8 protein-coding genes, 2 pseudogenes and 1 riboswitch are annotated in these 13,864 nt (G+C 59.0%); of the genes and pseudogenes, 6 read left to right on the top strand and 4 right to left on the bottom strand.

The features are described 5' to 3' along the window. Positions 1–86 precede the first annotated feature (86 nt). From IVA78_RS29520 to metE, 4 genes are all read left to right on the top strand, one after another. On the top strand, positions 87–1,301 hold the full coding sequence (locus IVA78_RS29520; protein ID WP_247469070.1) for an EAL domain-containing response regulator: 1,215 nt from the start codon (positions 87–89) through the stop codon (positions 1,299–1,301). A 499-nt stretch (positions 1,302–1,800) separates the two neighbouring features. After that, the gene (locus tag IVA78_RS29515; RefSeq protein WP_247419161.1) at positions 1,801–2,004 is read left to right on the top strand and encodes a 4Fe-4S binding protein; all 204 of its coding nucleotides are present in this window, start codon (positions 1,801–1,803) and stop codon (positions 2,002–2,004) included. Positions 2,005–2,384: 380 nt separating this feature from the next. Then, complete coding sequence (locus tag IVA78_RS29510; protein ID WP_346015501.1) at positions 2,385–2,780, top strand: aminotransferase class V-fold PLP-dependent enzyme; 396 nt, start codon at positions 2,385–2,387, stop codon at positions 2,778–2,780. Between the two features lie 176 nt (positions 2,781–2,956). After that, a riboswitch (cobalamin riboswitch) is annotated at positions 2,957–3,157 on the top strand. Positions 3,158–3,255: 98 nt separating this feature from the next. Continuing rightward, positions 3,256–5,571 carry a 5-methyltetrahydropteroyltriglutamate--homocysteine S-methyltransferase gene (gene metE / locus IVA78_RS29505; protein ID WP_247469069.1) on the top strand — a complete coding sequence of 772 codons (2,316 nt, stop codon included), beginning with the start codon at positions 3,256–3,258 and terminating at the stop codon, positions 5,569–5,571. A 1,894-nt stretch (positions 5,572–7,465) separates the two neighbouring features. On the opposite strand, the gene IVA78_RS29500 is transcribed toward metE, so the two are convergent. Then, on the bottom strand, positions 7,466–8,533 hold the full coding sequence (locus IVA78_RS29500) for a cytochrome-c peroxidase (RefSeq protein ID WP_247419167.1): 1,068 nt from the start codon (positions 8,531–8,533) through the stop codon (positions 7,466–7,468). Positions 8,534–10,536: 2,003 nt separating this feature from the next. Here IVA78_RS29500 and IVA78_RS29495 point away from each other — a divergent pair. Together IVA78_RS29495 and IVA78_RS29490 are read left to right on the top strand one after the other, a co-directional pair. After that, complete coding sequence (locus IVA78_RS29495) at positions 10,537–10,830, top strand: hypothetical protein (protein WP_247419168.1); 294 nt, start codon at positions 10,537–10,539, stop codon at positions 10,828–10,830. Positions 10,831–11,294: 464 nt separating this feature from the next. Next, positions 11,295–12,326 (top strand): IS110 family transposase, encoded by a 1,032-nt coding sequence (locus IVA78_RS29490; RefSeq protein WP_247469068.1) that lies wholly within the window; start codon positions 11,295–11,297, stop codon positions 12,324–12,326. Between the two features lie 286 nt (positions 12,327–12,612). Here IVA78_RS29490 and IVA78_RS29485 read toward each other — a convergent pair. From IVA78_RS29485 to IVA78_RS29475, 3 genes and pseudogenes are all read right to left on the bottom strand, one after another. Continuing rightward, a pseudogene (locus IVA78_RS29485) lies at positions 12,613–13,042 on the bottom strand (DDE-type integrase/transposase/recombinase); the annotation flags it as partial. A 192-nt stretch (positions 13,043–13,234) separates the two neighbouring features. Continuing rightward, entirely contained in the window at positions 13,235–13,438 is a 204-nt protein-coding gene (locus tag IVA78_RS29480; protein WP_247468423.1) for a hypothetical protein, read from the bottom strand. A gap of 65 nt (positions 13,439–13,503) precedes the next feature. Next, a pseudogene (locus IVA78_RS29475) lies at positions 13,504–13,864 on the bottom strand (hypothetical protein); the annotation flags it as partial.

The raw sequence follows: 13,864 nt of genomic DNA, 5'->3' as shown, positions 1-13,864 counted from the left end.
TCGAAGAATCGAAAGATAATGGCAAGCACAGCTTGTTTACCTTCCCTCCTCGTTTAAGGGACCGTCACGGAACGGGAGTGGTTGCAATGGAGCATGGGCAGGCCGAACTAGTCGGAGGAAAACCTGTAATCTTCGGACAGCGTAAGGTGCGGCCGCGAGCGTGCGTGGCCGTCGGCAAGCGGCATCTGCGCGCCTTTCTTCGGGATGTGCTGGAGGATATGGGGTTTGTTATCAGCGAATGCGGGACTGCTGACGAGCTGTCTCACGTACTCGGCACGGACTTCCCTGATCTGATCCTGCTCGGCATTGGCTCGGATCGCATCGAGCCTGGACGATTGCTCGAGATACTCGTACGCGAAGGATTTGCAGGCGGAGTGCTGGCGTTCGGCGCCCGCGAGTCGATCATCATGACGGCAGTGCAGCAGGTCGGGGGCGAGTATGGACTTGATATGCTGCCGCCGCTGAGGACGCCGTTTGCAGCCGAGACGCTGCGCGATCGGGTCGCCATGCTCTTGCCCAGAGAGCCGGCGCCCCGTCCCGCGGTCCATGTCGGGGAAGCCTTACACGCTGGCTGGCTTGAGCTCTGGTATGAGCCGAAGTTTGACGCGTGTACCCTCAGCCGCCGCGGCGCCGAGGCGCTTGTGCGAATGCGGCACCCGACCTGGGGCGTTGTTCCACCGGCCTATTTCATCGCGGAGGCTCACGATCCGCATTTTAGGGAGTTGTCGCGGTTCGTGATCGACCGCGCGATCAAGGATTGGCAGTATCTTCTGGAGCAGCAAACTTCGATCGATCTCTCCATCAATCTCCCGGCAGCATTCCTGATTGACCCGCAAGCGGTACGCGATCTCTGTCAGCGCATGCCGTCGCACCCCGCTTTCGGCGGCTTGACGATTGAAATCGATAGCGAGGAAGCGATCCAGAACCTAGATCTCCTGATTGAGGTCGCGCGTGAGGTTCGCTTTCACAACATTGGCCTTGCAATCGACAATGTCGGCGCCAATTGGCCGCAGCTGATGGGGATGGAAAAATTCCCGTTCATGAAATTAAAAGTGGACCGGCAGTACGTCGCCGGTTGCGGAAATGGACCCCTGAAGCGAACGGTGTGCCGCCATATCGTCGATATAGCCAAAGAGTACAGCGTGCGCACCGTCGCCGCAGGTGTGGAGAGCCACGCCGACCTGATCGCTGTGACCGAACTCGGCTTCGACCTTGCGCAGGGCCATCTGTTCGGAAAGGCCATGCCGCTGAAGCAATTTGCACAGTCATCTTTCAGCCCTGTTCCACTTCGTCCAAAATAGTTGCATGAGGAGTGGCTGAGCAGAGCCAGGCAAAGCGTACCAGCGCTCGCCCGCGCCGCCATGCCTACTCGGCACCAGGCATGCGGCTGACTGCAATTAAAGCGGAGTTAACGTTGCAGCCGTGAGCGAGGCTTGCACAAAACCTCCAGTCAGGGTGTGTGACCGGAGGTTTGCCGAGATCCGGCGTAGACGTGCGTCGGCTCGCGGCTTTTAGTCGCGCCGCCGGTTTCGGAATCGTCGAGCGTCGCTTGGCCCCGCGCTGCCATGCCAGACAAACGACGGAAGGTCCCAGCGGTCGAGTCGCGACTGGCTCTCGGAGTAGGGCCTGAGGGCTCGCATAGCTTGAAATTGAGTGGCCCGTTGCTGTCGCAGATGTAGCATGGTCTCAGACCCGGGACAGCACCTTTGGGCAAATTGCCCATCATTGAGCGCGTCTGTCCTTGGCACGGCATTTGAAAGGGATCGCCAATGGCATCGCTCGCCTAAGGAGTCGGAAGGCATGGCTTACAAGATCGTCGCTTCGCAATGCACCGTTTGTGGGGCATGTGAGTTCGAGTGTCCCAACGCGGCGATCAGCCTCAAGCGCGACATTTACGTTATCGATGTCAAAAAGTGCACGGAGTGCGAGGGCCATTCCGACACGCCGCAATGTGCGGTGGTCTGTCCGGTGCCTGACACCTGTGTCCCGTCTAAGACAGCATAAGCAGCCCGCGTCCAGAAGGCTTCACCGCTCGATTTCGCGAACGAAGTAGTAGATGTCGCGCTTGTGGAGGCCGCCGACCGCGTGGGGCGGATCGAGGTCGATCAACATCGTTATGACCTTAAGGCGCCGATCGACTCCGAGAAGCCCTCGAAGGGCTCTGCAGGATATCTAAAGCTACGTCACTTCGAAGCCGAAGAGACGGTCTCGATGCGACGAGATCGGTCCGGAGATCCTGAAGACGTGCGAGAAGCTCGGCATCCGCTTGGCCGTGGTCACCATGCACGCGTGCATGAGCCTAGGGTCATAGCAGGATCCCCGCCGCCCCCGCTCTCGCCGCTTACTCCAGTTTCGCAAGTCAGCGTGCATCCTGAGGTCCGGAACTGTTCCTGCGATGTTGCGCAGGCCAACGTCCAGGCTGCACTACTCGCCAGCGGCGACGGAAACAACGAAGGCGCGCCAAAGTCGCTCAGCACGTAAGTGCTTGGCGCACCGAGGAGATCATCTTGACCAACGCCACGGAGGCGATCGAGCTCGCGGCTCGTCGCGGGGTCCGCCGAACACAGGCAGTCCGACCTGATCATCCGTGCGATCATGGAGCAATCCCGGCCTTGGCAATTCCTAAGGAGCCTCATGGCGCTGTGTTCAAGCGGATGTCGGCCGAGCATGATCGCAACTTCCTCACGGGCGAGTTCGAGAAGCTGCTGACGGAAAAGACCAGGCTTGTCGCGATCACGCAGATGTCGAAGCGCCCAGCGCGTTCGTTCTGCTCGCGTTAGCTCACGACTACGCCAAGAGGGTGTTGAGCGGACGCATTCATAAGCGGAGGCTTCACAGATCCACGCGTTTTTACCAGGCCGGGAGTAAGACCGTTGTGCCCTACCTGGTACAGCTGGCAATCGCTTGGGCAATATCGCGGCAACACTTAGTAGGTTGACGGATCGATCCTCGTGCGTCTAATGCCAGCCGTCGTGGTCTTCGGATTTCGTTTGATCCGGAGCTAAGAGGGAAGCCGGTGCAATGCCGGCGCTGCCCCCGCAACTGTAAGCGGCGAGCCGCTGTCCAACGAAGTCACTGAAGCCATGCGGCTTCGGGAAGGCCGGACAGCAGCGACGACCCGCGAGCCAGGAGACCTGCCTCGACAATATATCGTCCACGGGCGGGGTGTCCCGGTGTGCGCCAACAGCTGTCGCTCACGCGATATTCGCTGCATGCGTCCGCCATGGCCTTTGCCCCAATTATGGGGTCTGATCTATGTCTATTCTTGCGCTTCCCGTTGCCACATTGGGGACGTCACGCATCGGCCCACGACGCGAACTCAAGTTCGCGCTCGAGAGCTACTGGGCGGGAAACTCCAGCGAAGCCGAGCTCCTCGAGGCGGGGAGTGGACTTCGTGCCGCTAATTGGGCACGGCAGAAATCCTGCGGTGTGACGGTCATTCCTTCGAATGACTTCTCGCTCTACGACCAGGTGCTCGATACCAGCGTAATGGTCGGAGCCATTCCCGACGTCTACGGCTGGACCGAAGGTCCTGTGTCGCTCAAGACCTACTTCGCCATGGCACGTGGCGCTCAGGACGGTGATCACACTCAGCATGGGCCAGGCGTAGCCGCACAGGAAATGACGAAGTGGTTCGATACCAACTACCACTACATGGTGCCGGAATTTCACCAGGATCAGATCTTTAAGTATTCCTCTCGAAAGCCGATCGAGGAATATGAGGAGGCAAAAAGCCTCGGCTACCAAACGCGCCCCGTCCTAGTTGGCCCAGTCACTTTCCTGAAGCTCGGCAAAAGCGCAAATCCCGCATTCAATCCGCTGTCGCTGCTTGATAGGCTCCTCCCAGTCTATGTCGATGTGCTCCGCGAACTAGCCTCGTGCGGTGCTGAATGGGTTCAGCTCGACGAGCCATGCCTGGTGATGGACATCGACGAAGCGTCGCGGGCGGCTGTCCGCCGGGCCTATGCTCATTTCGCAAAGGTTGTGCCGGCCCTTAAAATCATGCTGGCCACTTATTTCGGCGCTATCGGCGACAATCTTGAAACAGCCCTTGCCTTGCCCGTTGCCGGGCTTCATGTCGATCTGGTTCGGGCACCCGACCAGTTGGACGCAATTGTCGCCACAGCCCGCAGAGATCTCGTGGTCTCGCTAGGCGTGGTTGATGGTCGCAACGTCTGGCGCTCCAATCTTGCGGCGCTGCTCGACCAACTTGCCCCTTTGGTCAAAAAGCTGGGCAGGGACCGTGTTCAGATTGCTCCTTCCTGCTCGCTGCTTCATGTTCCGATCGACATTGAGCTAGAGACCGATCTCGATCCCAATCTGAAGACGTGGCTGGCGTTCTCAGTTCAGAAGTTCAAGGAACTTTCGATATTGGGCAAAGCGCTGGCCGGCCATGCTGCCGAGGTGGCCGATGAACTTGCGCTTTCCGAGGACGCAGCCGTGACCCGCGAAACATCGCCCGAGATCCACAATGCGAATGTCGCCGGACGAATGGCCGCGATCGACGATAGCATGCGTCGCCGTCGCAGTGCGTTCACCCAGCGTGCCGACGTCCAGCGGGTCGCGTTCGCATTGCCGATGTTTCCAACGACAACCATCGGGTCCTTCCCGCAAACGGTCGACGTCCGGAATGCGCGTGCGGCTCATGCGCGGGGAGCGCTGAATGACGCGCAGTACGAGCAGCTTCTGAAAGCGGAGACAGCCCGTACCGTGCAGTGGCAGGAAGATATCGGCCTGGACGTGCTCGTACACGGTGAGTTCGAGCGCAATGACATGGTTCAATACTTTGCCGAGCAGCTGTTGGGATTCGCTTTCACCAAGCACGGCTGGGTTCAGTCTTATGGGTCGCGGTACGTTCGTCCGCCTATCCTGTTCGGAGATGTCTCCCGGCCGAAGCCGATGACCGTTGAATGGTGGCGCTTCGCGCAGTCTCTGACCAAGAAACCCGTCAAGGCTATGCTGACCGGACCGGTGACGATCCTGAACTGGTCGTTTGTCCGCGACGACATCTCGCGGAGCGAGACATGCCGTCAGATCGCTCTTGCGATCCGAGATGAGGTGATCGATCTTGAGGCGGCTGGAGCGACCATGATCCAGATCGACGAGGCTGCGTTGCGGGAGGGATTGCCGCTACGCAAATCGCAGTGGAGGAACTATCTCGATTGGGCAGTGGACAGCTTCCGCGTTTGCTCGTCCGCTGTCGCCGACGGAACTCAGATCCATACCCACATGTGCTATTCCGAGTTCAACGAAATCATCGATGCGATCGCAGCAATGGATGCTGACGTCATTTCAATCGAGACGTCCCGTTCTAAGATGGAATTGCTCGAGGCCTTCAAGAGCTACAAATATCCCAATGAGATCGGGCCCGGCGTCTATGACATTCATTCACCGCGCATTCCCGCAGCGGCGGAAATCAAGCAGCTGATTGTGTTGGCGCGGCAGCGAGTTTCCGATCGGCAGCTCTGGATCAATCCCGACTGCGGACTGAAAACTCGAAGCTGGGAGGAGGTGCGTCCCGCGCTCGTCAATATGGTGGCCGCCGCACGCGAGTTGCGGGCTGAGCCATGATGGTGCGGAGCGTTTCGCCAACGCGTTTGTGAATAAGATGCACGCGCTTTGGGGGCTTACGATGTGCTTGCGAGCTCCCAAAGTTCCCAGTGCCTGGGAATGCCGGCCGGCGCCGGCGGAGGCCGTCGCATACAGCCGGCGACAAGCTCGGTTCTCGATCCGACGGCGGACAGCATGCCGGCGATGCCCGATCAGGTCACATATTCCGAACATTATCGCCCGACGCGAAGCACAGCGCTATTTTTCATTTATCCATCGCGTGTGCGTCCCATCACAACAATCTATTTTACGGTCCTTACGGAACGTCATACGAAATTCACGCCCTGGCACTCCCTTCGGGAGAGGTAATCGAGCGTTGTTGGTTTTGGGGACCTGCCAAATGCTGCTGCGCGACGGCAAACTGCCGCTTGTGTTTCAGGGCACCCGGTTGCGCGCAGGATCCCAGCTCGATCAAGGCACTGCCGTCCCAACCGGACAGCGGGCGAGTGGTGGAAAGTCGTGAAGTTTCCGACAGGGGCGGAAGGCAAACGGCTCCAGATTTCACGCGGAGTGATATCCGTTCCTCCTTGTTTGACGGCGAATGCCCTCGCCGAAAATCGATCGCCGGTAAGTCCTCCCTACCGGCGAAAGCTGGTGCGATGCGCAAAGCAGCGTCCTTCCTGCGTGACTTTCGCCCGGCCTCCGGAGGAGGCCGGTTTTTTTGGTGCGCCAGGCATGGCGCGGACCGCCGTGACTGGCGCGATTCGGCCGGAGTGCTGTCCGTTCGATGACTTGGAGGTCAGAGTCCTTCCTGGGCATCATCAACTTCTTGATGTGCAGCAATTCAAAGAAGTTATGCTCTTTCAGAGTGTTGCGCTGGCTCCGACTGTGTAACAATGGGGTGTAACATTGCTGTTCAGGGTTGTTCGGCCGATGCGCCGGACGGGTCTCGCTTTCCTGCGGGCATTTAGCTGGCTATTCCGCTCGGTGATGATTTCGTTTTTGTGACGCCTAGCGAGAGCGCAGGCCGTTCGATTTCCCCTCCGCACCCCGGACAGAGCCCCCCGAAGCGAAGTCGCGCATGGAGTCGCCGTGGCCAATCTAGAGGGTGTTTGGCAGGCCGTCCGCGATGACGCTCCCATGCATCCGACCCACCGCCAGGCGACAGCCTTAGCAGGCGAACTCTAGCGTCTGGGCGGACAGCGAGAGCCGCGCCCGGAGTGTCGCCATGGTTCACGCGCCCGGTGTCGGCTGGACGCCGGACACTGAGAGTCACGAGGAGCAGGAAGCTCACTGGACGGCCGTAACGGAGATGTGGGAGAGGGTCGGCCAAACAATTAGAGAAGCTGCTCGGGCCCATCGTGGACCGCCTCTTGCTGACCAAGGGCATCCGCGGCGTGGACAGCGAATCGCGCGCTCTCTTGCTCACCGCCTTTTGATGGCGCTGAGGGACGCGTTCGCAAGCCGGCACCGCAACGCTGGCGGAGACTATTCGTCCGACCCCAAGGCCGGCCTTTGGCGCCCGTGGAAGCGACCACGGACACGTGCCAAGCGCTTGATGCAACGTGGGCTCGATCCGGGGTGGGCATGGCGGTCGACCTTCAACAGCCGCGGCCCATGGTGGAATGCCGGGGCCAGCCACATGAACGATGCTTATCGCACCGCCTTCTTCGTGCACCTCTCTGCTGTTCCTCATTGGACTGCACCGCCATGTCAATCGTGCTTGACGAACCGCCGTATACGGGTCCGTACGTACGGTGGTGTGGGAGGGGGAGGCCGCGAGGCTTCCTCCTACCCGATCGCTTGGTTATGAGTGACAGCACGGGATCATTCATTTTAACGTCATTGCGGGACGCCGGGTTCTTGCGCCGCATCTGTTCTCATTCGGCAAGACATGAGGCCGGTGCTGTTAATCCTACCTGTCTATTGAAGGCTTTGGCGTCGTGTTCGTACGGGTGGGTAGTATTGGATACTCGATCTTAGGTAGCCGCCCGGTAAGCGAATTCAGAAACGCCACAATGTCGTTTTCTTCCCCGTCGCTAAGCTTGGCGCCGAGCTGGATTTCACTCATCAGGGCAACAGCTTGCTTCAGGCTCCAAACCTGGCCCGAATGGAAGTAAGGGGCTCGCAAAGCAACGTTCCGCAACGGCGCCGCGCGGAAGACATATTCGTCGCCAACCGCCTTGGTGACCGCGAATCGGCCCTTATCGGCTTGCGGAAGCAGGGTTGCGTCCGGCTTCTTCATCACGCCGAACTGGAAGTAGGCCTGTCCACCGACATTGATTCCATTGTGGCAAGAGGAGCATCCCTTCTCCATAAACAGCGCCAACCCTGACTTCTGCTGATCATCGAGAGCGTGTGTATTGCCCTCCAAATACTGATCGAACGGGGCCGCAGGTGTGATGAGGGTGGCTTCAAAAGCCTCGATTGCCTTCGCAAAGTTTTCAAAGCTGACCGGGCTCGCCTCGTTCGGGAAAGCATTTTTGAACAAGACGACATAACTGGCCATTGAGTTCAAAGTGTCGAGCACATGATCCGGAGTCGCATTCATTTCGGCACTCGCCTGCACAGGGCCAGTTGCTTGCGCCTTGAGGTCCGCGGCGCGTCCGTCCCAGAATTGCGCCGCATTGAACACCGCGTTGTAGACGGTTGGGGCCCGACGTAGGCCGACCTTCCAGCCGTGACCGACTGAGGTCGGACCGGCATCGACTCCGCCGCTGCCGAGATTGTGGCACGTATTGCAGCTAATGATCTCGCTTGCCGATAGCCGCGGATCGAAGAACAGAATCTTGCCAAGCTCGACCTTTTCATGCGTGACTGGATTGTCCTTTACCGCAGGAATGACTGAGGGGATCGGATGGAAGATCTGCCTGGCGGTTCTCATCAGATCATCGTCGGCGCTAGCTCCTGACGACATCAGCAGCCCAATCGCCAAAACAGATGCTTCAGCGACAAGCCGAAGCTCCCGGATCGATTTGTTCATACACCCGCCTCATCAGTTCTGATTGAATCAAGGAAACAGTCGAAAGCGATGCCACACTCTGTTCCCTCAACGGGCCGGCGCAGCATGCACCGGATCCTGTGAAGCGAGGCTGCATCAAATGTTCGATTTCGAGGTGCTCGCTGCCGGCGTTCGCCCAAGAGGCTTTAAGCCGTTATTTGATTCGCGAGTTCGCTTTGAGCTTAGATCACGACCTTGGTAGATCAGACTAGCGCCTCAACCTTCGGAATGATGGCCGATCTGACAACAACAAGCGTGCCGAAAAAGGATAAGTGGCCGCATCGGTTCTCCATTGAGCGATTGGGTGGCCAATACGCTCCAGCGAAGTTGATCTATCCGTGTTGCACCGCTGGTCGCGCTCAGCGCTCACGGCGCCGCTGGACAATAGCAACCCCCATGCCAGTTGCATCTGACATGCAAGCTGCTGATTTAGTTACAAAACGAATCCGGGCTACCGAACAACGTCGGATGTCTTGTTTTGATGAATACATACAGTGTCACAGATGTGACAAGCGCCAGTCCCGGCTAGACATCATCGCACAGAAAGCTTTGTGATGAGATCCAATCGCCAGGCTTGCCGGCCACACGTTGGACGGCGGTACAAAGATCTACGCTGGCCTACGGCGAGACACTGAGCCGAGGCGCCCGGCGGTGCGCATCGCTCACGATTTCGCCTCGCCCTGCGAACTGAAGGCTCTCCGACCTCATATCCGGGCCGGCTCTTTGCGTGCCGCCGCCGAAATCCCTCGTTTGTAACAGACGAGCCCCGAAGCCTGAACATGGCTTGTCTGGGTTCGCTGGCATGGCAGTTGCCGGTGTCAAAACTGTTACCCAGAGTATGACGGTACGACCGTCCGATTTACTCGGATACTCCCATTCGACACCAGCTTAAGTGCCGGCCTGACGCCTGATCGGGCCGCGTGTGGGTTGGGATAAGAACCATTTCGACCCCCTCACGGCCGGGTGGCAGCTTTTGAAATCCTGCGCGCTGATCGCAAAAATCGCTGAACTTCTGCAGAAGCAATGGTCACTTCGTGCTCTTGCGTGAAAGACTTCGGTACAAGGGGACATGTTGGTAGGAGATCTTTACATCATGTCCGCAGATGGCCACGTCGTGAGATCTCATCGGCGTCTTACCGAGGGAACGACGTGATTGACCAGTTGTCCATGGCTGGTTCAAGTTAGATATGGTGTCCGTGATGGCTTCAATTGACGATCGATTGAATGAGATCCGAAACGTGCGGAATGACATTTGGCGCTGTCGAAGAAGGCTTAAAAGCGAGCTAAGTGATCTCGAGCGTAAGGTTCTCGAAGATCGCCTGCTTGAGCGGCAATCTGCCTTTGAACGGCTCCTAACGACCACGTTTCCTTTTACATTGACAGTGTCAAGCAAAATTCGGGACCTGCCGCGGGTCATTGGCGCGCAAAATGGCGTCGGCTCATAGAACGCATGCGCCTGCGTCAGAAACGTAGGCTCCGTCGCCGCGGACCGCCGCGCCCATCATGGCCGCCGCCGAACTGAAATGCGCCGGTCCTCGGCCTTGGTTCACCGATGTGCTGGCCTGCGGCGCACCGTGAGCGTCGATAATGAAACCGTTCGGGCCGCCCATCCAGGACCACGGCTTGGGGGGACACCGATTGCGCCGTTTTCTGCGAAACCGCGGTCACCATGAGTAGCTTTCATCCGACAGAGCGATCCAAGAAGCTTGAATCGGCCGTAGCGTCAGATTGTACAGAGCAGGCGAACGATACTCCAGACTAGGTGTAGCCGAATGAGAAGAGCCGTTATCGCTTTTGCATTATGTTCCGCTCTCGAGCTGCTCGGGCTAAGCGCGAGCGCGGTTGCGGACACAAGGCGGTACGCGTGCACGATCACTGCCGCCGATAAGGAGCCGGCCGGAGTTCGGAACGAGCGGGTCATTCTCACGGTTCAATATGGCTGCCGGATCGCGGATGGTCTCTCGAGTGACGCGGGGATTACAGCAGTGTCGGTCAGCGAGTGGGCTGCTGATAAAGGAACGTACCTAGCGTCCCTGGAATTGCACCGCGCGCTGGAGGGAGTTGCAATTGGGCAACTCTCCGAGGCGACCGGCTTCTCTAGCATGGAAGGCGAGCAAGGCATTGCGGTCGCAACTTCCGGCACGACAGTATTCAAGTTCGCATCTGGCTCATTGGCAGCCCTTTCAGGGAAGACCCTTAAATTCACCACCAAACTTACTGGCCTACGTAGCTTCGAATTGAAGTTCACAGATTGGCCAGAATCTCTTTTTTGGAAGTGACTCGACGATGAGCAGCCGAGCCGCTCCGTAGATCTCGCACCCATCATGCTCGCTTCAAACCCCCGCCGTCCACCCGGTGGGGTTTGTTTTGTCCCATGCCGTTGGCCAAAGGCTGGAAAGCGTCAATTTCGCGCCGCGAAGCAGATAAAGTGGGCTATCCACAGGCCCTATTTGCCAAACGGAGAATATGCGAAGCTTCACTGACGGGCGATGAACGCTCAACGCGAATTTGAGGGCAGAGCTTTAAGCGCAGCAAGCGCGACCCGTTGATGAGGCCTCGATCCGCGATCTCCATCAGGGCCAGCGGCCATGGCATCGGTCGCACTAACAGGCCGTATACATGAACGCACCCGACCGTTTTCCAAAATGTTGTCTAAATCCCTCGCATCCGCGGGGCCAATGGTATGGACCCCGCCCTTGCCGCGGTGGAATCTCGAGCGTCAACTGCAGCGAAGGAGGATGTTATGCAGGTCGTTCGGATAGGTCTAGATCTGGCGAAGTATGTCTTCGAAGTTCACGGCGTCGACAACCACGGGAAAGTCGTTGTGCGAAAGAGGTTACGTCGCGATGCGGTGGCCGGCTTTTTCGCCAATTTACCGGCCTGCCTGGTCGGCATGGAGGCTTCCAATGGGGCACACTATTGGGCTCGCGTGCTCACGGAGCTTGGCCATCAGGTCCGACTAATCAGCCCTCAGTTCGTGATACCATACGTCAAGTCGAACAAGAACGACCAGAACGATGCGGAAGCCATCTGCGAAGCGGTCGGTCGTCCGTCCATGCGCTTCGTGCCACCGAAATCAACCGATCAGCTGGCGGTACAGGCCGTCCACCGCATTCGCCGGCGCCTGGTCGCCGATCGAGTCAGGCTCGTCAATCAGATTCGCGGTCTTCTGTCCGAGCATGGGATTGTCATTGCCCGTGACATCGCGCAGCTGCGGCGTGGCCTCGCGGTCATCGTAGGAAACATCAATGACGGCCTCAGCGAGATGCTCCGAGCGCTCATGAGGGAACTGCAAGAGGAGTTGTCCGAGCTTGATACCCGCATTGCAGCCTATGACCGGCGGATAAGGGAAATCTTCCGTACGAGTGAGCAGTGCCAGCGGCTCGGCAAAATCGAAGGCGTCGGACCTGTGACAGCAACAGCCTTGGTCGCCGCCGTGGGCGATAGAAGCTGTTTCAAGAACGGCCGACAGTTCGCGGCTTGGCTTGGTCTGGTACCCAAGCAGCGATCCAGTGGAGGGCGGGCCCGCTTGTTCGGCATCAGCAAACGGGGCGATCGATACCTGCGGACGCTGATGATTCACGGAGCTCGCGCCGCTTTAAGCCGTGCTAATGGCAAGCAGGATCCGCGAAGCCTCTGGCTCGGCAAGATGCGGCAACGGCGCCATCCCAATGTCGCGGCCGTGGCTCTTGCCAACAAGAACGCGCGGATCGTGTGGGCTATGCTCACAGGCGACGCGGCTTATGAGCCGGCGCTTTCGGTGAAGGCGGCCTGAAGCGAAGCGGCAATCAAGGAAAGGAGGTCTCACCGGCAATTGCAACAAATGGCAGGAGATGGCGAAACGGTCACCCCGTCGCTTCCCGAACCTGATGTGTGGACCGGCACGGCTTGCGCCGATGTCTCGGGGCCGTTGAGGTGGAAGCGGGCGAAAACCATCGAGGCTCGCGGCGGAGACGTTGTCCAGCCGCATCAAGAAGCCGGATATACGTCAGCAGTTGTGGCCGTCGATCCTGATCAAGCCGGTCGTTGCAATCGGGCGGGGTCCATATACGTCTATACATGAAGCTCTCGATGAAGGCGTTCTGCATGGGTTTGCCCGGCGCGATGTAGTGCCATGCGACATGGCTCTGGTCGGCCCCATGCGAAAATGGCGTTGCTGGTGAGTTCGCTGCCGTTGTCGCTGACCACCATCTTCGGCGTGCTACGCTCGATCATCAGTCGGTCCAGCTCCCGCACCACGCGGACGCCGGAGAGCGAGGTGTCGGCCACCAGCGCCAGGCACTCGCGGGTACAATCATCGACGACGGTCAGGATGCGGAAGCGGCGACCGTCGGTCAGCTGGTCCGAGACGACGTCGAGCGACCACCGGTCGTTCGGCGTCATCGGAACCAGGATCGGCGCCCTGGTCCCGATCGCCCGCTTGCGGCCACCACGGCGGCGCACCGTCAGCTTCTCTTCCCGATAGAGCCGGAAGAGCTTTTTGTCGTCTAATCGCTGTCAATTGCCCTGGGTGCCGGACCTTGTCGTCTTCGAGGTCGGAAGAATGTGCCGCCTCATCATGGCCCTCGCCAGTGGATCTCCCCATGTGATTCCCGCGGTCTGAAGCCGCCCAAGAAGTTACGGGATGATCCGGCCAGCGTCCTCCAGGACGATCTACAGAGATACTGGCTTAGCTAGCTAGGCTCAGCTAGCCGGCGCAGCTGCGAACTCCGTGCCATCCAGCCAGATACGGTGCAGGATGATGGCGAGTTTGCGCGCCACGGCGACCTTGGCCTTTCGCGACCCGATCCGAGCCATCAATTGCTGCCCCCAACGGCGGAGTGCACTATCTTTGCGCACGCGCGTCATGAGCGCGTTGGCCGCCTCGAACAGAAGGCTTCGCGCCATGCGGTCGCCTGACTTGGATATCCGGCCAGAGATATCGACCTCGCCGGATTGATAGCGCCGAGGTGTCAGGCCGAGAAACGCTCCGACATCAGTGGATCGGGAGAAGCGTTAGGATCGTCTACGGCCGTCGTGAACGTCAATGCAGTAATCGCGCCTACACCGGGGATCGTTATCATGCGCTGGCAGGCCTGATCGGTGCGCGCGAGACGTAGAAGCTGCGAATCGAGCCTCTGCCTGCGCTCTCCCGCAACACGCCAAGCCTCAAGCAGCGCGTCAATGGCGCTTCGGATCAAGGGGTCCTCCGGACATCGCGTGAGCACTGCGCGCTCGAACGTTCCACCCTTACCGGCTGCGAGCACCACGCCGAAGGTCTTCAGTAGACCACGAATTTGATTGTAAAGCGTCGTACGAATCGCGACGAGTTCG

Origin of the sequence: Bradyrhizobium sp. 137 (genome assembly GCF_023074095.1) — a bacterium.
Lineage (GTDB): Bacteria > Pseudomonadota > Alphaproteobacteria > Rhizobiales > Xanthobacteraceae > Bradyrhizobium.
Note: the sequence above shows the minus strand (reverse complement) of the source record. Positions and strands in the feature narration are given on the sequence as shown.

What these genes read in the sequence shown, in the direction of transcription:
- IVA78_RS29520 (WP_247469070.1), top strand. Translation starts at nt 87, where the DNA reads ATGGAGCATGGGCAGGCCGAACTAGTCGGAGGAAAACCTGTAATCTTC.
- IVA78_RS29515 (WP_247419161.1), top strand. Translation starts at nt 1,801, where the DNA reads ATGGCTTACAAGATCGTCGCTTCGCAATGCACCGTTTGTGGGGCATGT.
- metE (WP_247469069.1), top strand. Translation starts at nt 3,256, where the DNA reads ATGTCTATTCTTGCGCTTCCCGTTGCCACATTGGGGACGTCACGCATC.
- IVA78_RS29500 (WP_247419167.1), bottom strand. Translation starts at nt 8,533, where the DNA reads ATGAACAAATCGATCCGGGAGCTTCGGCTTGTCGCTGAAGCATCTGTT.
- IVA78_RS29490 (WP_247469068.1), top strand. Translation starts at nt 11,295, where the DNA reads ATGCAGGTCGTTCGGATAGGTCTAGATCTGGCGAAGTATGTCTTCGAA.
- IVA78_RS29480 (WP_247468423.1), bottom strand. Translation starts at nt 13,438, where the DNA reads ATGGCGCGAAGCCTTCTGTTCGAGGCGGCCAACGCGCTCATGACGCGC.